Origin of the sequence: Ruegeria atlantica, assembly GCF_013033965.1 — a bacterium.
In the GTDB taxonomy this organism is placed as follows: Bacteria; Pseudomonadota; Alphaproteobacteria; order Rhodobacterales; family Rhodobacteraceae; genus Ruegeria; species Ruegeria atlantica_D.
The window spans coordinates 92,260-111,351 of record NZ_WQFE01000007.1 but is presented as its reverse complement, the minus strand read 5'-3'; the positions used below and the strand labels follow the sequence as shown (position 1 = coordinate 111,351).

14 protein-coding genes and 3 pseudogenes are annotated in these 19,092 nt (G+C 54.0%); 8 read left to right on the top strand and 9 right to left on the bottom strand.

The features are described from left to right. Positions 1-39 precede the first annotated feature (39 nt). The 3 genes from GOW16_RS13930 to GOW16_RS13920 all read right to left on the bottom strand — a co-directional run bounded on the left by GOW16_RS13930 (position 40) and on the right by GOW16_RS13920 (position 4,923). Positions 40-1,341, bottom strand: a complete 1,302-nt coding sequence (locus GOW16_RS13930; RefSeq protein ID WP_170415995.1) for an amidohydrolase family protein — start codon at positions 1,339-1,341, stop codon at positions 40-42. 234 nt (positions 1,342-1,575) lie between these two features. Continuing rightward, positions 1,576-2,805: an L-rhamnose isomerase gene (locus GOW16_RS13925; protein ID WP_170415993.1), complete on the bottom strand. Its 1,230-nt coding sequence runs from the start codon at positions 2,803-2,805 to the stop codon at positions 1,576-1,578. 15 nt (positions 2,806-2,820) lie between these two features. Then, positions 2,821-4,923, bottom strand: a complete 2,103-nt coding sequence (locus GOW16_RS13920) for a bifunctional rhamnulose-1-phosphate aldolase/short-chain dehydrogenase (RefSeq protein ID WP_170415991.1) — start codon at positions 4,921-4,923, stop codon at positions 2,821-2,823. A gap of 186 nt (positions 4,924-5,109) precedes the next feature. On the opposite strand from GOW16_RS13920, the gene GOW16_RS13915 reads away from it, so the two are divergent. The 7 genes from GOW16_RS13915 (at position 5,110) to GOW16_RS13885 (ending at position 12,263) form a co-directional block, all read left to right on the top strand. Beyond that, a complete protein-coding gene (locus tag GOW16_RS13915; RefSeq protein ID WP_170415989.1) occupies positions 5,110-5,913 on the top strand; it encodes a DeoR/GlpR family DNA-binding transcription regulator in 804 nt (267 codons plus the stop codon). A gap of 47 nt (positions 5,914-5,960) precedes the next feature. Further along, positions 5,961-6,959, top strand: coding sequence for a rhamnose ABC transporter substrate-binding protein (gene rhaS, locus GOW16_RS13910; RefSeq protein ID WP_170415987.1), 999 nt, complete (start codon positions 5,961-5,963; stop codon positions 6,957-6,959). 73 nt (positions 6,960-7,032) lie between these two features. Continuing rightward, positions 7,033-8,580 carry a sugar ABC transporter ATP-binding protein gene (locus GOW16_RS13905; RefSeq protein WP_170415985.1) on the top strand — a complete coding sequence of 516 codons (1,548 nt, stop codon included), beginning with the start codon at positions 7,033-7,035 and terminating at the stop codon, positions 8,578-8,580. Next, positions 8,577-9,557 (top strand): ABC transporter permease, encoded by a 981-nt coding sequence (locus tag GOW16_RS13900; protein WP_170415984.1) that lies wholly within the window; start codon positions 8,577-8,579, stop codon positions 9,555-9,557. Before GOW16_RS13905 ends, GOW16_RS13900 begins: the two co-directional genes overlap by 4 nt. Continuing rightward, positions 9,554-10,537 (top strand): ABC transporter permease, encoded by a 984-nt coding sequence (locus GOW16_RS13895; RefSeq protein ID WP_170415982.1) that lies wholly within the window; start codon positions 9,554-9,556, stop codon positions 10,535-10,537. The genes GOW16_RS13900 and GOW16_RS13895 overlap by 4 nt, the downstream gene beginning before the upstream one ends. After that, entirely contained in the window at positions 10,537-10,851 is a 315-nt protein-coding gene (gene rhaM, locus GOW16_RS13890; protein WP_170415980.1) for an L-rhamnose mutarotase, read from the top strand. Before GOW16_RS13895 ends, rhaM begins: the two co-directional genes overlap by 1 nt. After that, entirely contained in the window at positions 10,848-12,263 is a 1,416-nt protein-coding gene (locus GOW16_RS13885) for an FGGY-family carbohydrate kinase (protein WP_170415977.1), read from the top strand. The genes rhaM and GOW16_RS13885 overlap by 4 nt, the downstream gene beginning before the upstream one ends. Positions 12,264-12,453: 190 nt before the next feature. On the opposite strand, the pseudogene GOW16_RS22800 reads toward GOW16_RS13885, so the two are convergent. The 3 genes and pseudogenes from GOW16_RS22800 to GOW16_RS13875 all read right to left on the bottom strand — a co-directional run. After that, positions 12,454-12,573: pseudogene (locus GOW16_RS22800) on the bottom strand (integrase); the annotation flags it as partial. A 180-nt stretch (positions 12,574-12,753) separates the two neighbouring features. Next, positions 12,754-13,845, bottom strand: coding sequence for an aminomethyltransferase family protein (locus tag GOW16_RS13880; protein ID WP_170415976.1), 1,092 nt, complete (start codon positions 13,843-13,845; stop codon positions 12,754-12,756). A gap of 12 nt (positions 13,846-13,857) precedes the next feature. Then, on the bottom strand, positions 13,858-15,426 hold the full coding sequence (locus GOW16_RS13875) for a trimethylamine methyltransferase family protein (protein WP_170415974.1): 1,569 nt from the start codon (positions 15,424-15,426) through the stop codon (positions 13,858-13,860). Between the two features lie 102 nt (positions 15,427-15,528). Here GOW16_RS13875 and GOW16_RS13870 point away from each other — a divergent pair, with 102 nt between their 5' ends. Beyond that, complete coding sequence (locus GOW16_RS13870; RefSeq protein WP_170415971.1) at positions 15,529-16,401, top strand: LysR substrate-binding domain-containing protein; 873 nt, start codon at positions 15,529-15,531, stop codon at positions 16,399-16,401. A 107-nt stretch (positions 16,402-16,508) separates the two neighbouring features. Here the strand turns inward: GOW16_RS13870 and GOW16_RS13865 are convergent. The 3 genes and pseudogenes from GOW16_RS13865 to GOW16_RS13855 form a co-directional block, all read right to left on the bottom strand. After that, positions 16,509-17,135: pseudogene (locus tag GOW16_RS13865) on the bottom strand (transposase); the annotation flags it as partial. Between the two features lie 249 nt (positions 17,136-17,384). Beyond that, positions 17,385-17,501 (bottom strand): annotated as a pseudogene (locus tag GOW16_RS13860) (IS6 family transposase); the annotation flags it as partial. A 200-nt stretch (positions 17,502-17,701) separates the two neighbouring features. After that, positions 17,702-19,081 (bottom strand): MATE family efflux transporter, encoded by a 1,380-nt coding sequence (locus GOW16_RS13855; RefSeq protein WP_170415969.1) that lies wholly within the window; start codon positions 19,079-19,081, stop codon positions 17,702-17,704. Positions 19,082-19,092: the final 11 nt, after the last annotated feature.

The following is a 19,092-nucleotide window of genomic DNA, read 5'->3' as shown; positions in this document are numbered from 1 at the left end:
TGGTAGATCCTCTTCTGTTGGTGGCAATTGTTCTTGTTCTTAAGCTTCCTGAGTATTGGGCCTGGGCGCGTAGTCTGCGGGATCCAGGGTCGTGGGGCGGCCGGGCAACGAAAGCGCGGCCATTCGGGGTTCTGTACGGGCCAACACCTTTCCGTTTTTGATAACGGCCAGGCGGGTGGCTTTCGTGCGAATAGCTTCAATCGGGTCACGCGCTTGCAGCACAACCATATTGGCAGGGCCGCCTTCGCGGATTGTCGGGTTTGGCAGGCCCATGGCTTTGGCGCCATTCTGGGTGACAGAAGTAAACGCCCATTCCATAGCTTCGCGAGATGTCATCGGCACGGCATGCACGCCCATATGAGCTACTTCCAACATGTCGGCAGAACCAAGCGAATACCACGGGTCCATCGTGCAATCCTGTCCGAAGGCGACATTTACACCTGCCGCGCGCAGCTCTGGAACGCGGGTAAGACCTCGGCGGCGCGGATAGGTGTCCGAACGCCCTTGCAGCGTTATATTGATGAGCGGGTTGGGCACCACGTTCATGCCGCTTTCTGCGATTAGCGGAATGAGCTTCGATGCATAGTAATTGTCATACGAATGCATCGCCGTAACGTGGCTGGCCGTGACACGGCCTCCAAGACCAAGGCGCGTGGTCTCGTAGGCCAATGTTTCCACATGTCGCGACATCGGATCGTCACTTTCATCGCAATGCAAATCCAGCATCAGGCCGCGATCTGCCGCAATTTCAGCCAGTCGCGTAACCGACCGGGCCCCTTCCGACATCGTGCGTTCGAAATGTGGGATGCCGCCCACTACGTCGACACCCATATCAAGGGCCTGGATCAGGTTTTTCTCCGCGTTTTCTGCGCGGTAAAGGCCATCTTGCGGGAATGCTACCAGTTGCAGATCAATATAGGGAGCGACCTGCTTGCGGACCTCCAATAGGGCTTCAACACCAACTAAAGGAGCGGATGAAACATCCACATGCGAACGGATGGCCAGTAACCCCTGTGAAACGGCAAGGTCGCAATAACGCATGGCGCGCTCAATCACTGTTTCGGGTGTCAGCAGGGGCTTCAACTCACCCCAAAGCGCAATGCCTTCCAATAGTGTGCCCGAGACATTCATGCGCGGCGTTCCCAGGCTCAGGGTCGCATCCATATGGAAGTGCGGGTCGGTAAACGGGGGCGAAACCAAGCGCCCAGCCGCGTCAATTTCTTCGCCCGCCTCAGCCTTGATCTTGGGGGCAATTTCTGCGACGCGGTCACCCTTGATCGCAATATCCAGCGGCCCTCGGCCATCTGGCAGGCGGGCTTGTCTGATGATAATGTCGAGCATTCATCCTCCCCCAAATTTGACCACATGGTAAAAAGTATTCCCAAAAAATGCTAATTGTTTTTGCGGCATCTGAGGAACCGGCGCATCCGCCACTCTCGTACGTGCCGATTAACAAGGTTCGGATCGACCAATCTAGCATTTGAAGCTGTCATATCGGCCAGCGTCCGCATTCTGGGTTTATGGCGCATTCCTTGTTGGCGCTTTTTCAGCTTTACGTCCCATCAACGATCAATATTAGCGATCCGCGACCGAGCCTTGATAGGCGTTGAGTTTCGCAATCAATTCCGATCCCACCGAGGCTTCTTTTCTGGAGCAAAACTCTGCCCACACAGCACCATAAGGAAGATCCTTGAGCTCTTCAGTCAGTGCTAGGCGAGAGGAGAAGTCCAGCGCATCTTCTGCTGCACGTAGACGATCCCAGGGTTTCAGAAAGGCTTGCAATAGGGCTTTTTGCATGTTGCGAGTACCAATCACCCATGCGGTCGTGCGGCTGATCGTGGCGTCGAAGAAGTCCAATCCAATATGAGTTCGCTTAAGAAGATCACCACCCACCAGCTCGTGTGCCATGGCGAGAATATCGTCGTTCAAAAGGATGACGTGATCACTGTCCCACCTCATTGGGCGGGATACGTGTAAAAGAACCTCGGGCATAGAAAGGGATACTGCTGATAGCTTATCGGCAATGCTTTCGGTTGGATGGAAGTGCCCCATGTCCAAACATAACAGCGTGCCCTTTCGGATTGCGTATCCAAGGTAAAACTCGTGGCTGCCCACGGTGCATGCCTCAACACCGATACCAAAGAGTTTAGACTCGACTGCGTCCTTCATATGTTCTTTTGGGTCGGTCAGCATGGCGTCTAACGACGCCTCTAGTCGTGCGCGAGCTGCCATACGGTCAACAGGGATGTCTTTGTAGCCATCTGGCACCCAGATGTTGTTGATTGCAGGCAAGCCCAGTTCTTTACCCATCTTCGCTGCGATGTCGCGCGTGCGACGGCCATGTTCGATCCAGAAATCGCGGATACCTGCGTTTGGATGGGACAGAGTGAGATTGTCATCCGCTTTCGCGTGGGCAAAAAAGGTCGGGTTAAAGTCCAATCCGATGCTTTGGTCCTTCGCCCAATCGACCCAGGGGACAAAGTGGCGAAATTCGATTTCATCGCGATCCGGCGACTCGTCCGTATCCAGATACATGGCGTGCAGATTGAGACGGTGAGCGCCCGGGATTTGCGAGTAGGCAAACTCCAGATCAGCTCGAAGCTCGTCAGGGTTGCGCGCGCGCCCAGGATGATTTCCAGTCGCTTGGATACCGCCGCCTGAATTGCCAGATCGATTTTCGAACCCAACAACGTCATCACCCTGCCAACAATGAACCGAAATCGGAATGTTCGTCAGTCGTTGAATTGCTGTTTCGGTATCAACACCCCAATCTGCAAACTGTGCCTTGGCACTCTCGTACCCCATTCTCCCACCCCCCTTTTAACGCGTGAATGCTTGAACATTCCCCGCATCAACATTCAGAATGTTGCCCGTCGACTTGGAAGATGTCTCTGCGGCAAAGAAATAACAGGCTTCGGCGATATCTTCAGGCAGAACAGAGCGTTTCAGCATCGAGCGATTGCGATACATTTCTTCAAGCCCCTCTTTGTCGGTTCCATAGGTTGAAGCTCGCTGCTCTAGCCAGTCGCCTTCCCAAATTTTGGAGCCTCTCAGAACAGCGTCCGGGTTCACTACGTTGACCCTGATACCCGCTTCGGCCCCCTCCAGCGCAAGACAGCGTGCGAGATGGATCTCGGAAGCCTTCGCTGTACAATATGCCGATGCGTTGGGTGACGCCGCAAGACCGTTTTTGGAGCCCACAAAGACGATTGATCCACCGAGATCCTGCATACGCATTACCTTAAAGGCTTCACGGCTGACCAGGAAGTAACCGGTCGACAGGATGTCCATATTTCGGTTCCAAAGCGCTAGCGTCGTGTCTTCGACTGGTGCTGAAGAAGCGACGCCTGCGTTCGACACGAGGATGTCGATGCCTCCGAATTCGACAGACGTCTCTTTCAACGCGAGTGCCACGGCAGCTTCATCCGTTACATCCATCAGGACGGATCTCACGACATCCACTCCGAACTTTTTGTTCAGCGCAGTTTCAGTGGCCGCCAGATTTTCAGCATTGATATCGGCCAACATTACACAGGCACCTTCAGCCAAGCAACGCTCGGCGGTTGCCGCACCGATACCGCCAGCGCCACCGGTGATAAGGGCTATGCGCCCGGCGAGCGATTTAGGCTTTGGCAACCGCTGCAGCTTGGCCTCTTCCAAAAGCCAGTATTCAATGTCGAAGGCTTCTTGTTCGGGAAGACCGCAATATTCGCTGACCGCGCTTGCCCCACGCATCACATTGATTGCGTTGACATAGAACTCACCAGAAACCCGTGCCGTTGCCTTGTCCTGTGCGAAAGTAATCATGCCGACGCCTGGGATAAGATAAACCACCGCATTCGGGTCACGCATTGCAGGCGAGGTTTCATGTTTGCAGCGTTCATAGTAGGCAGCGTAGTCATTCCGATAGGCTTGCATCTGGGCAGGAAGACCTTCCAAGACCTCATCAACTTTTTTTCGCAGGGGATCAAATTGCACGACAAGCGGTCGGATTTTCGTGCGCAAGAAATGATCAGGACAAGAGGTGCCAAGGGCAGCAAGTGGCTCTAGTTCTCTCGCATTTATGAATTCGAGAACTGTGTCTGAATCGTTGAAATGCCCAACCATATGCTGGGCGCTGCTGACGAATCCACGAAACGCAGGCATAAGGCGGGCAGCAATGGCGCGGCGCTCATCTGGCGAAAGGTTCACATGCTTCGCTCCACCGAAGGCAGGCACATCCTTTGAACGTTTTGCCAGCCAATCAGTTGCGACATTTATGACATCGATCGTGCAATCGTAGCAGTCCTTCGCCGTGTCAGCCCAAGTAAAAAGCCCATGGCTCTCCAGAACCACGCCTTCTGCATGTGGGTTTTCAAGGCAGAATTTTTCCAGCCAAAGGCCGAGCTCATATCCGGGGCGCTTCCAAGGCAACCAGCCGATCCGATCACCGAAGATCTCTTGCGTCAATTCTTGCGAATTCTTTGAGGCCGCAATTGCAATGATCGCATCTGCGTGGACGTGATCAACATGCTTACGCGGTACATAGGCGTGCAGTGGCGTGTCGATAGAGGCAGATCGGGGGTTCAATTTGAATGTGCAGTGCGGCAAGTAAGCGACCATCTCATCTTCAAACTCTACCCCGCGATAAAGTCCTTTCAGAGCGTTCAGCTTCTCCATGTACAGCGTTGCGAACCCATCGAGCTTCATCGACCCAATGTCGCCTCCCGACCCTTTGACCCAGAGCACCTCTACTTCTTGACCGGTTAGCGGATCGGTTTCCTTGACCTTGGCAGAGGTATTCCCACCACCGTAATTGGTCACACGCTTGTCTGATCCAAGGATGTTGGAGCGATAAAGCAGCAGGTCCGATTCGGACATTCCCACCACAGCTTCCGTGTCCCATTGGTTTTCTAGAAGCTGATTCTGAAATGTTTTCAACATTTTGTCCTCTCTGTCGCCCAGTTCGGAGATGGGAAGATGTTGTTTAGAGCCTTAATCTGATATGGCGACATGTCAATCACTAACAATCAAATACAATCAGCATTTAGCGCAATTTGATGATTCATGATTGAAAATGATTGACAGAAGGGCCGAATCTGCGCACGGTTCAGGTCACGGGAGGCGCACTTGCACGAAAAAGAACGACATAGAGTCATCCTTTCAGCGGTTCAGGATCGCCCGGTGGTAACCGTAGTTGACTTGTGCAGCTTGACGGGTGCTTCCGAGGCAACAATCCGGCGCGACATATCCAACCTGCATATGCAACAGAAACTCCGCCGTGTACGCGGTGGCGCTGAGGCCATGACGCCTCCCCAGTTCGTTGGACTTGCCGGTCGGCCCTTTGCGGTAAACGAAACGCTGAGGATCAAGGAGAAGCAAGCCATCGCGCGCGCGGCTGTTGGGATGTGCGAAGATGGCGACAGTATCATAATCAATGGCGGCACGACGACGTTCCAGATGGTGCATCCACTAGCCAGCCGTCGGCTTCAAGTTTTTACAAACTCGTTTCCAATTGCCGAGCATTTGCTGAAGCACTCCAAAAACACAGTCATGCTGTCGGGTGGTGCGATATACCGCGAACAGAACATTATCCTGTCGCCGTTTGACAATGATGTAACGCGCAATTTCTATGCGAGACGCATGTTCATGGGTGCACAAGGGCTTAGTGCAATTGGCCTTATGGAAGCCGACCCACTCCTGATCCAAGCCGAGCAAAAACTCATCGGCCAGGCCGACGAACTCGTCGTTCTAGTTGACAGTTCGAAATTCAGTCAACGGTCGAGCCTCGTTTTGTGCCCGCTTGAACGTATCTCTACCGTCATTACTGACGACGGTATCCCGGACAATGCGGCGGCCATGCTGGAAGCTGCAGGTGTGAAACTGGTCGTCGCAAATTCAGGCGGCATTCAAAGCGAAGAGGCGGCCTCATAATCGATTCATAGACGAACTACACAATATGACCTTGAGGGAGGATCAAAATGAAACGTCGCACGTTTACTTCGGTTGTTGTCGGGCTCAGCCTCGCGGCAAGTATGATGGGAACAACAGCAATAGCACAGGACAACATGCGCATTGCTTTGGTTGTAAAGGCTCTCGGCATTGGCTTTTTCGAAGCCGCAGCTGAAGGCGCCGAAGAGGCCGCTGGCGAGCTTGGCAATGTCGAGATCATTTATACCGGTCCGACCGATACCACCGCAGAAGGTCAGATTGAGGTCATCAATTCGCTGATCGCGCAGGGCGTCGACGCCATTGCGATCTCGGCAAATGACCCTGACGCGGTTGTACCCGCACTAAAGAAAGCGATGGATCGCGGTATCACTGTTATTTCGTGGGATTCTGGGGTGGCCGAAGGCGGTCGCCAGATGCACCTGAACCCATCGTCGACTGACCTGATCGGGAACACGATCATCAAGCTCGCTGCCGATCATATGCCGGACGGAGGTGACGTAGCGATCCTGTCAGCATCTGCGACAGCGACCAACCAGAATGCGTGGATTGAGGCAGCAGAAGGGTTTTTGCCGAACTACGAAGGCGTAAACCTCGTTGCAACGGTTTACGGCGACGACCTTTCAGATAAGTCCTACCGCGAAGCGCAGGGGCTAATGGCGTCCCACCCAAACCTGAAAGCGATTATCGCGCCGACGACAGTGGGTATCCTGGCATCCTGCCAAGCTGTAACCGACGCAGGAAAAATTGGAGAGATCAACGTAACGGGTCTTGGCCTGCCATCTGAAATGGCAGGCTGCGTCGACTCGGGCGCTACGAAGAGTTTTGCGATTTGGAACCCGATTGATCTTGGGTACTCCGCGACCATGTTGGCACACGCGATCGCGAGCGGGGCCGAAGCCGCTCCGGGCGCTGAAATTCCGATGGGTCGCATGGGTTCTGTAACGCTGGACGACACCAATTCGGCCGCAATGTCGGATCCGTTCACGTATGACAGCTCGAACATAGACCAGTTCAAGTCGATATTCTGAATTGAACAGTTTTCGGCGCGGGTATTGATCCGCGCCGGAACAACTGCAAACCCTTAGACATCGAAGCGAGCCAATGCAGTTGGAGATCAGACCAGACGTGTCCATCCGAGCCGCCTCTGATATCGATCCCCTGTTGTCGCTTGCAGGGATTACCAAGACCTTTCCCGGTGTACGGGCGCTGTCGGACGTATCGCTGAAGCTCTATCCAGGCAAGGTAACGGCGCTGATCGGCGAAAACGGTGCCGGTAAGTCGACCGTGGTGAAAGTCTTGACTGGAATTTACCAGCCCGACGAGGGCGATATCCGGATTGCAGGCGAGCCGGTTCGGTTTCCAACCCCGCAATCGGCTGAAAGTGCCGGTGTAACGGCAATCCACCAGGAAACCGTTCTGTTCGATGAATTGTCCGTTGCCGAAAATATTTTCCTTGGACACGCGCCGAAAGGTAGGTTTGGGCTAATCGACAAAAGTGCCATGACCACTCGCGCAAGCGATCTACTATCCAGCATAGGTGCAAAAATAGATCCTGGCGCAACGCTGAAGGACCTGGGCACCGCGAACAAGCATCTGGTCGCAATTGCCCGCGCGCTGTCCATCGATGCAAGTGTCGTGATCATGGATGAACCGACCGCGGCACTCAGTCAGAAGGAAATCGAAGAGCTGTACGACCTGGTCGATGACTTGAAAGCCCAAGGTAAGGCGATCTTGTTTATCAGCCACAAGTTCGATGAAATTTTCCGGATCGCCGACTTCTATACGGTGTATCGAGATGGCCAGATGGTCGGTGAAGGTGCCATCGAAGATGTAAGCGAACCAGAACTCGTCAAAATGATGGTTGGTAGAGATGTCAGTCAGATCTTTCCGGATCGCGATCACAACATCGGTGACGAAGTGCTTGTGGTCGAAGGCTATGAGCACCCAACCGAGTTTGCAGGGATCGGATTCAGGCTCCGCCGCGGTGAGCTTCTTGGTTTCTATGGTCTTGTCGGCGCGGGGCGCTCTGAGTTCATGCAGGCGCTTTTCGGGATCACTCGTCCGTCCGGCGGAGATATAAGAATCGACGGAGCATCGGCAACCATTCGAACACCGGCGGATGCAGTGGGAAATGGTATAGTTTACGTTCCCGAGGACAGGAGCAAACAAGGTGCCATTGGTGCCCTACCCATTTTCCAGAACGTGACTTTACCATCTCTTTCACGCACGTCTCGCAATGGCTTCATCAGACTGGCTGAAGAATTCAAACTTGCGCGCAAATATACTGAACGCCTCAGTTTGCGTGCTGCCTCCCTGGACACCGAAGTCGGAAATCTGTCTGGTGGTAACCAGCAGAAAGTTGTGATCGCCAAGTGGCTGGCCACGCAGCCAAAAGTCATAATCCTCGATGAACCGACCAAAGGCATCGACATCGGATCGAAGGCTGCTGTGCATGAGTTCATGGCTGAACTTGCTGCGCAGGGGCTCGCCGTAATTTTAGTGAGCTCGGAAATTCCGGAAATTGTCGGCATGTCGGACCGCGTTATCGTGATGCGCGAGGGTCGTATTGCCGCCGAACTGGATAGAAAAGACATATCGCCAGAGAGTCTGGTCAGCCACGCCGCCGGAATCGGGGGGGTGGAGCAATGAAACGTATATCCGCCTCACGAGAACTTTTGCTTCTGATTGCCATCGCATTACTTCTCGCGCTGATCGCATCGCGCTTTCCAGCCTTCGTCACGCCAGCCAATCTGGCTGCAGTTTTCAATGACACCTCACCGCTCATTTTGCTGGCAATCGGGCAGATGATCGTGATCCTCACCAAGTGTATCGACCTATCCGTTGCCGCGAACCTGGCACTGACAGGAATGGTCGTGTCGCTGATCAACATCGCTGCACCAGGACTGCCCATGGTCGTGATCGTCGCCATCGCAATAGGGTTTGGCATACTGCTTGGGATGATTAATGGCATACTGGTTTGGAAGCTTGCTATTCCTCCAATCGTCGTAACCCTAGGTACCATGACCATCTTTCGTGGGGTTATCTTCCTTCTTACCGAAGGCAAGTGGGTTAACAGCCACGAGATGAGTGATGCATTCAAGGCAGTTCCGAGAACTGAAATTTTTGGATTACCTGTTCTGAGCTGGATAGCCATTTCGGCCGTAATTCTATTTTGGATTGTTTTGACGCGAACGACCCTTGGTCGCTCATTTTACGCCGCAGGAGGCAATCCGAACGCGGCCACATATGCAGGGATCAACGTCGGTCGAACCCAGTTTTGGGCCTTTACAATTTCGGGGGCTTTAGCCGGCCTTACCGGATACCTGTGGGTTTCCCGTTTTGCGGTGGCCTACGTCGATGTCGCGGGTGGGTTCGAATTGACCGTTGTAGCTGCTTGCGTGATCGGCGGTGTATCCATCATGGGGGGCATCGGCACAGTGCTGGGTGCGCTTCTGGGTGCATTGTTCCTTGGCATCATCGCCAACGCCTTACCTGTCGTGAACATCTCTCCTTTCTGGCAAATGGCGATTTCAGGCGGCGCGATCATTATCGCGGTTGTTCTGAATGCTCAGGCAAACCGCTCGCCAGGCCGCATCATCTTGAAACGCGCGGAGCACGCGACATGACCACCTCCCGGAACATTCCTGACCGCCTGCGTTCGCCTTTGGAGCAGAGCTTAAAAAGTTGGGAAAGCCTTTTGTTTCTGGTCGCAATTGGCATCTTTATCGCAAACTCATTTGCCTCACCTTATTTCCTGAATGCTTGGAATCTCTCCGACGCGACTTTCAATTTCACCGAAAAGGCGATGATCGCATTTGCCATGGCGCTGTTGATCATTTCAGGAGAGATCGATCTTTCCGTAGCAGCCATCATCGCGCTCGCCTCCACCGCCATGGGGGCAGCTGTGCAGGTGGGCGTCGGCACACCGGGGTTGGTTATGATCGGACTTTCTGTCGGGCTATTGTGCGGGGCGGTCAATGGGTACTTGGTTACAGGGCTCGGTCTGCCTTCCATTGTGGTCACAATCGGAACAATGAGCTTGTATCGCGGCATCAGCTTCATCGTCCTTGGCGATCAAGCCTTTCGCGGTTACCCGCCCGATTTCGCCTTCTTTGGTCAGGGATATGTATGGTGGGTTGTTTCGTTTGAGATTGTGTTGTTCGCGCTCATTGCGGTCATCTATGCCATCATTCTTCACATGACCAATTTCGGCCGAGCGGTTTATGCCACCGGCAACAATGTCACCGGTGCGCTCTTCTCTGGTATTCGCGTGGGACGTGTGAAATTTATCCTGTTCCTTTTGACCGGGCTCATGTCCGGGGTCGCGGCGATTTGCTTGACATCCAGGCTTGGATCAACGCGACCGTCCATCGCTCTGGGTTGGGAGCTTGAAATCGTTACAATGGTCGTCCTTGGGGGCGTCAGTATCCTTGGGGGTTTGGGTTCGATTCCTGGCGTGGTAATCGCTGCTTTCGTCATGGGGCTCGTGACCTTTGGGCTGGGCTTGTTGAACGTGCCGGGGATCGTAATGTCGATCGTGATCGGGGCCTTGTTGATCGCGGTCATCGCATTACCCAGGCTTTGGTCCATGTGGAGGACGCATTAGTGGAAAAATACGCTTTCAAGATGCAACTCAATCCAGGCTGTAAGGATGAATACAAAAAACGCCACGACGAGATTTGGCCAGAATTGGTGAATTTGTTGAGGAATGCAGGCGTGTCGGATTATTCCATCCACCTTGATGAAGAAACCAACACACTTTTTGGCGTACTCTGGCGGGCTGAAGATCACAAAATGGGCGATTTGCCCAGCCGCGAAATCATGCAACGCTGGTGGGCCTATATGGCTGATATCATGGAAACTAAGTCCAACAACGAACCCGTGGCGATACCATTGACGCCCGTCTTCCATATGTCATGACCCCCGAACACGTCGCAGTCATCGACGTCGGCAAGACCAACGTGAAGCTTGCCCTCGTCGACACTTATGATCTATCGGAGATGGCTGTTGTCACTCGGCCAAATACCGTTCTTGAAGGGCCGCCCTATCCTCATTTCGACGTTGAGACGATATGGATACTTCTCCTTGATACGCTCGCTAGGTTTCATGAACAGCACCGCGTCGACGCGATTTCAATAACAACACACGGAGCTTCTGCGGCCCTCTTGGCCACGGACGGAAACCTTACCGCTCCGATACTCGACTATGAACACACCGGGCCTGAGTTGATGGCAAACGATTATGACGCGCTGCGTCCTGCGTTCGAGGAAACCGGATCTCCAAGGTTGCCCATGGGGCTAAACCTTGGTGCGCAACTTCACTGGCAATTCGCGCAGGACAAATCACTCTGCGAGCGAACGGCGGCCATCGTTACTTATCCACAATACTGGGTTCATCGGCTGACCGGGGTACTCGCATGCGATGTTTCTTCTCTTGGTTGCCACACTGACCTGTGGAACCCATTCGAGGCGCGATTTTCTTCGCTCGCTGACCATCTGGGCATTTCAGACAAGATAGCTCCGGCGCGAAAATCTACCGATGTCATCGGTACTCTTTTGCCTGACGTCACGGCCCGAACGGGCCTCAACCCGGATACACAGGTTGTCTGCGGAATACACGATTCCAACGCCTCACTTTTTCCCCACGTGATGCGGCGCGATCCTCCGTTTTCTGTAGTTTCGACAGGCACATGGGTAATTGTGATGACGGTTGGAGGACCCCAAACGCCGCTGGACCCATCACGCGACGTTCTGGTTAACGTGAATGGTTTGGGCGAACCCGTTCCTTCTGCCCGCTTCATGGGCGGTCGAGAATACGAAGTAGTCCAGGCCGGCCAGGCCGCGATCTATGACTCGGGGGTCATGAGCACAGTTGCGGATAACGGTCCTCTATTGATGCCGGCTGTGGTGCCTGAAAGCGGCCCTTTTCAAGGGTACGCGCATCATTGGATCGGACCAGTGCCAAACCGGGGAAGTGCAGAGCGCAGTGCAGCACTCAGTTTTTACCTCGCTATGATGACAGCGGAATGCCTATCGTTAACTGGCCACAAGGGGACGATCATAGTCGAAGGGCCTTTCGCGACCAACGCTGGCTATTGCACGATGTTATCTGCCGCAACGGCGTGTACCGTAGAGATTGCCGCCAGTGTAACCGGAACCAGCCAAGGCGCGGCGATGTTGGCATCCCAAACGGGCAAATTAACGAAGAGCCCGAATGCCAAACGGATTAATCCCGATGACTGCTCCGAATATGAAACATATGCGAGAAATTGGCGAGAAGCCCTGCGCGATTGTGAATCCAATAAAAGCAAAAATCAGAGTTCTTTAAAATGACGTTGATTTATCTGACAGCAAAATCCGCTCCGACAACTTTCGCTTAGAAGACTGTGATGCAAAGGCGGCGGATGAACGATTTGGCGGGTGAATTGCAGCCGCCGAAGTCCCAGATGAACGTCAGGTCCTGGCCGCCAGCGAAGGTGACCAATTGGCACTAGATCTCAATGGCTTCGGCGATGGTCAAGGTCTACTCGAGTTCGACGCCGAGATACCGGACTGTACTGTACATCTTGGTTTAGCCTAGCAAGAGCTGGGCTGCTCTGAGGTTACCGGTTTTCTTGTAGATTTGGATGACTTTCGTGCGCCTGCGTTTCAACGAGCATAGTTTTCCCTTCTGATGCCGTATCCGTGGTCAGCACATGACTAAGTGTACTGCTGACTGAGTCATAAGCCACCCCGGGCGCGGTTGCGTCTGGCGGGCGGGGTAACTAGCAAGCAGCGAAGAATATCTGGAACACAGGCACCTTCGCTGTATGCCAAGACCTCCCTAACTGTGTGTGCGAGCTTTTTCGGGGTCGTAAATTGGGCTGGGCACAATTGTTGCGTTTGTGGCGAAATCACTTCCTGAGACCTTTAAAGTGGTCCCGATTTCAAGCCCTGGCTGAACATGGGCAAGCGCAAGCGATTTGTTCAGGCGGCGAGAGTAACAGGGGCTGTTGATTACCCCAACATCTTCGCCGTCCAGGGACAGCGTCTCCCCACCTTCGAACATGTCGGAGTAATTGATGTCCAGACAGACATTGTTAACTTTTTCGGCACCTTTTGAGGCCATGACCATCGATTTGCCTCGGAAGTCGTCCTTTGTCCTGCTGACGGTGAAGCCGAGGCCGACCTCCCACGGGGAATTCTCCTGGGTCATGTCGTAGCCATAAAACAATAGCCCAGCTTCGATGCGCACCTTGTCCAGAGCGGTGAAGGAACAAGGCATGACGCCCACATCCGCCAGATTGTCCCAGATGTCGGTGATCACTGAGCCATCTGCAAAAATCTCGTAGCCGCGTTCGCCTGAATATCCGGTACGTGAAATACGGCAGGGATGACCAAAAAGTACACTAGGCGCATGTTCGAAGTAGCCCAGATTGGCTAGGTTAATGTCGACATGAGCGTTGAGGATGTCCAGCGAGGCCGGCCCTTGCACAGACAGGTCATGTAAATCGTCGGTAAACTCGACCTGAACGTCACGCGCTGCCGCCGAAGCTTCCAAGAGCGCCATGGTGTCACCCGAACCGTGCACGATCATCCATTCGTTGTCACCGTTGTTGGACACGATGGCATCGTCGGCGATCCCGCCGCTTTCGGTCAAAACGCAGAGATACGCCGCTTTCCCCGGCGCGAGTTTTGACAGATCCCGCGTGGTCAGGTGGTCAAGAACCGACTGAGCGTCAGGACCACGCACGAACACCTTCTTCAAAGGCGACATATCAAACATGCCGACGCGTTCACGGACTGCATCATGTTCATCATTGGGGTCAGTGTCATAGGTCCATGCCGTACCCATGCCGTTCCAATCCTCAAGCCCTGAGCCAAGAGCGGTGTGCCGTGAGGCAAGGGCAGATGTACGGCTGAGTTCTTCGGTCATGGTTCTTCCTTTCTAGTACCATTCGTCCGGCATTCGCGCTTTGCGCTCTGACACGAAGTCTTCAAGCGCGGCCTGGATGTCGGGTTTCATTTTGGGGCGTTGATAGTCGTTCAACATCTGACGCCACCGCCCGGTGGCGCGTTGATCTGCTGTGAGAGCACCATTTTCAGACCAGGTTTCGAATGGTCCGGGGTCAGAAATCTGCGGCTCAAAATTTGCCGTCGCGTAGTGTCGCAGCGTGTGACTGGTCGACAGGAAATTCTCGCCCGGGCCCGATTCAAAATAGGCATCACGGCCAAAGGCTTCGTCATCCGTTTCGAAGCCCTGCAGCAGTTTCAGCATCGCGCCGCAGTGGTCGAGATCCATGATAAATTTCTCGTAAGACATCACAAGCCCACCTTCGAGCCAGCCCGCCGCATGCCAAACCTGATGGGCTCCGGACAAAAGCGTGGACCACATGGCACCGGTGCTATCCTGCATCGCTTGCCCGTCGGGCGCATTGGAGGCGGTGATATGCCCGCCGCCAGAGCGCACAGGTACGCCAAGTCTTCGGCCCAGTTGCGTGAGCGCCATCGCAGTCATGTTTGCCTCTGGGGATCCAAATGTCAGCGCACCTGTGCGCAGGTTCATTGTCGAGTGGAACGAGCCGAACACCACCGGACAACCTGGATGCACCAGTTGCGCAAGCGCAATGCCAACCATTGCTTCGGCCAGAGTTTGCGCCGCCACCGCGGCCGGCAAAAGTGGCCCCATGGCACCTGCGAAAATCGCAGGGGAAACGCAGACACATTGGCCCGCCTCCGCATAGATACGCAGAACCGACGACATGGTGTCATCATAGATCAGCGGCGAATTGACGTTGATATTGGCCTGCATCACTGCGCGGCGTTCCATGAAGTCACGTCCAAAAACGAGGCGTGCCATCTCGATGCTGTCCTGCGCGCGCTGTGGTGCCGTAACAGACCCCATAAAGGGCTTGGTCGAGAGGGTGAGATGCGCCAGCATCATGTCCAGATGCCGTTTGTTCACCGGAATATCTGTCGGCTCCACAACCGTGCCGCCGGAATGGTGCAAGGCGGGCGCACTATAGGTCAGCTTGACGAAATTACGGAAGTCCTCCAGCGTCGCATAGCGACGGCCCGTCGAGAGATCGCTGACAAAGGGAGAGCCGTATCCCGGCATCAGCACAACATTGTCGCCGCCGAGTGTCACGGTTTTGGTTGGGTCTCTGCCATGCAACTGAAATTCGCTCGGGGCCGTAGCGCAAAGTGCGCGGACGTGACCTGGTTCAAACCGCACGCGTTCGCCATCGATGCGCGCACCTGCTTGGGCGAAGTGATCCAGCGCCGTACGATCCCCCCGAAACTCGACGCCAACATTACTTAGAATCCAATCGGCTTGATCTTCGATCCGGGTCAGTGCCGTTTCGTTTAGTAGATTGTAAGCAGGTATTTTGCGACCCTTGAATGGCGTGCTCTCAGATGGCTTAACATCACGGGCCAAGCGGCGTCGGCCTACGCGTCTGCGGCGCCCCGCCGATGTTGATGTGTCTGCTACTGCGTTCAAAGGATCCAACGCCATCTCTTCGTTTCATGAGCCTGAATGCAGATATTGGGTATGAAAATTTGTTTGGAAATCGAAAATTTCTTTTCTCCGCGTCTAAGAAATTTATACACTATTCCTATGACTTCTCGCTTTCATCACCATGACTTGCTTAGGCTTTTTGCCGAGATCGCCCGCTATTCCAGTTTTTCGACGGCGGCGTTGGCGCTCAATATGACAAAGGGCGCTATCAGCTATCAGATCAAAACGCTTGAGGCGGATCTTGGGGTAACCCTGTTCCAGCGCACAACGCGTGGTGTCACACTCACCGGCGAAGGACTGAAACTGCTGGTGATCTGCCAGACCCGATACAAAGAAATCGAATCCGAAATTCAGGCGTTGAAGGGAATCTCAACGCGCTCTTTGACCGTTGGGGTCTCGACCTATTTCGCTGCGCGCTGGCTGTCACCGCGCCTGATGTCATTCATGCACAGCCACCCGGACGTTCAGCTGCGTATTCAACCGATGATCGAGTTTTCTCAAGCTGAGATGCAGGAAGTGGATCTGGCAATCAGGTGGGGCAACGGGAATTGGAGTGACGGCACTGTTACACCATTCATGCACTTACCACCCTATCCTGTGGGCAATCGGGCGGCGGCCGATTTGGTGACTGAGTTAGGAATAAAAGTGGCAATATCGCAACTTACGCTGCTGAGAGATCGTGATGACAGCAGCGCCTGGTCTGACTGGCTGAACGTCGCAAAGCTTCCCCTGCAGTCAAGGAGAGATGTGCTGATCGTTCCCGACCCGAATGTCCGGGTGCAAGCGGTCATCGATGGACAGGGAATCGCTTTGATGGATGACTTGGTTAGGGACGATTTGAATGGGAAAAGGCTGCTTAGGTTGTCGCAAACCGTTCTGCCCAACTACGGGTATTTCTTAGTTCAACCGCACAGAACAGCTCCAACTGGCGCGGTGCGAGCATTCTCGGATTGGATTCAGAGCCAGACCTAACGCCCATTCCCCTTGAGCATCGTCAAAGATATGCCCATCGTCAGGGGCTTTGGACAGATGGCGCTCTGATCTAAGAGAGGATGTGGCTCATCCGATTGGTCTGATTGTGCGGCGGATTTGCGGTGAAGCAGGCGCCTGGTTTGGATTGTCTTCCGTTTGATCCATTGTCTTTTTTTTAGAATGGTCTGCCCGCGTCCGAAGTAGACATCAGTGGGCGTAAGGTTTTGTGAGCTTTCATGGTGGCGCCGGTGATTGTAGTGGTCGACGAAAGTATCAATCCTGCCCCGAGTTTGCGGATGGTATGGCGCCCCTCGATCATGGTCCATTTTCTGATCTTCCAACCATTCGGCAAGCTCACCAGAGATGTAGCTGGACCCATTGTCGCTGAGCAGGCGTGGTTTGTGCAGCACCGTTGCGTGATCACAGCCTGAGGTTTGCAAGGCGAGGTCCAGTGTGTCGGTCACATCCTCGGTCATCATCGTCGTACAAAGCTTTCAGGCGATGATGTATCGGCTGTTATCGTCCAGGATCGTGCTGAGATAGTACCGTCCCCAGCCGATCACCTTCAGATAGGTAAAGTCGGTCTGCCAGAGCTGGTTCGGTCGTGTTGTCTTGTTTTGGAACTCGTCCGCAGCGGACAGGACCACATAGGCTGGGCTGGTGATCAGATCGCAGGACTTGAGGATGCGATAGACCGAAGCCTCTGACACAAAATATTTTTCCGTGTCAGTGAAGCTCTCACGACGGCACAGCATCTGCGATGCTGCACTCGCCTTTCAAGCCGTTCGGCACGATCCTGATCTTCTTTTCTGCGAAATACTACTTGCGGGTCGCACGGCGAATGTCCTTTACAACCTTCTCACCGTGGCTCTGCCTGGTTCCGGGTTTCTTTCTCATCTCCACTCCTTGGCGGTTGCGATGAGCAAGAGACCCTCTCTTATCAAATCAAACTAAACTGTCGCATTGGAGCTGACGTCAGCCACTACCCAACGGTTCAGCGTCGCGTGATCCAGGTCAACACCACGTTCGGCCATGATCTCTTCCAGATCCCGGTAGGAGACACAGTAGCGCAGGTAGAAGAAGACCGCGTGCAAGATCACGTCCTATGGAAAATGTGCACTTTTGAATGAGATAGTCACGGTTTGCTCCTGTCTGATCCAAGCGCGTTAACAAAGCCGCAGTCGGAATGACAGTTGAGAGCAGAGTTTGCAACAGAACCAAAGAACTATCCGCTGAGAACAAACAGCGGAACCTGCGTACTTGTCAATCCAGGTGAAAAAGTTTGCGACACATCCTTTTTTCACCCCGTGGCGGGCACGCACAATCCGCCGATCTCTGTCTTCGCAATACGTATGGTCAATGCCATTGCGACTGCCCAGCCGGTCACTACTGCCGCTGCCGTGCCGAACCACACTCCGGTTTCGTTGAAACCCAATATGCCAATAAACACCCAAACAAAGAACGCGACCCCGAAGGCCTGGCGATAAAGGCTGATCCAAACGGTCCAAATGGGTTTTTTGAAGGCCTGCAAAAGTGAGTTGATTGAAAACAGCATCATGTAAAAAGGCAGGATCAGACTGTCGACTCGTAGATATCCCACACCAACGCGAACAACCTCGGGGTCCGCTGTAAAAAGGCGCATCACTAAGGGGCCACCGAGCCAGAGGATCGGGATCGCAACCAGTGACATGTAAAACCCAACTCGCCAGCAATAGAACAACGCGGCGCGCACCCGCTGGCTGTCCCGAGCACCGAAATTCTGCGAGGCGATCGGAAGAAGCGCACCCGTGACGCCCAGAATGGGCAGCAACAAAACCTGTTCAAGCCGTATAGCGATTGCATAACCGGCAATTGCATGTTCACCAAACAGCTTCAGTGCAAACTGCAGGACAAAGGCCGACAACAACATAATCGTGAATGAAAAGGCAGTAGGCAGAACCTGCAGCGAAATTTCTGCAAACCGTTTCAGGCGTGGTCTGAAATAGGCCGCGCGCATACGTTTCATTCGCCTTCGTCGAAGAACCTGCTGGGTCAAAAAGATCATCACGCCTGTTTGGCTGATCACCGTAGATAAAGCCAAACCGTTGAAGCCGATGCCCGGGATCACGCCCGGAATTCCGTAGATCAGAAGGGGATTCAGAATGATATTTGCCAGAAACGCGACAATAAGTGCCCGCTGCATAGACACTGCGTCGCCATGGGCCTGCAATATGCCATTACACCCATGAGCCAGAAGGAACCCGGGCATTGCCAAGAGCAGCCAATAGAAATAGCGAAGCCCGGCTTCACGATAAACGCCTGGTTCCGAGACAAGCTTGATTAACAATGGACCGAACCAAAGCCCTGCCAGGGCAAGCAGGCAAGACGCAACGATTCCGTAAGTTATCCCTTGGGCCGCTAGGCGTCGTGCCGCTCGGTTGTCGCCTGAACCCAGGGCGTTTCCGACCAGTGCACTCATAGCTGCACCCAGCCCGACGCCCACGGAAATAGAGATGAAAAAAGCTTGAAACCCAAGGGCCAGCCCGGCTTGGGCGCTGGTCGACAACAGCCCGGCGAAGAAGATGTCGACGATGTTGTACAGTGTACTGAAAAGCATTCCGACCGCGCCGGGTATCGCCAATGTTCGGAAATGGCCTGCAATGGACCCTTGGGTCAGATTAAGGTCGATTGCCTGAGCCATGTTAACTGGGT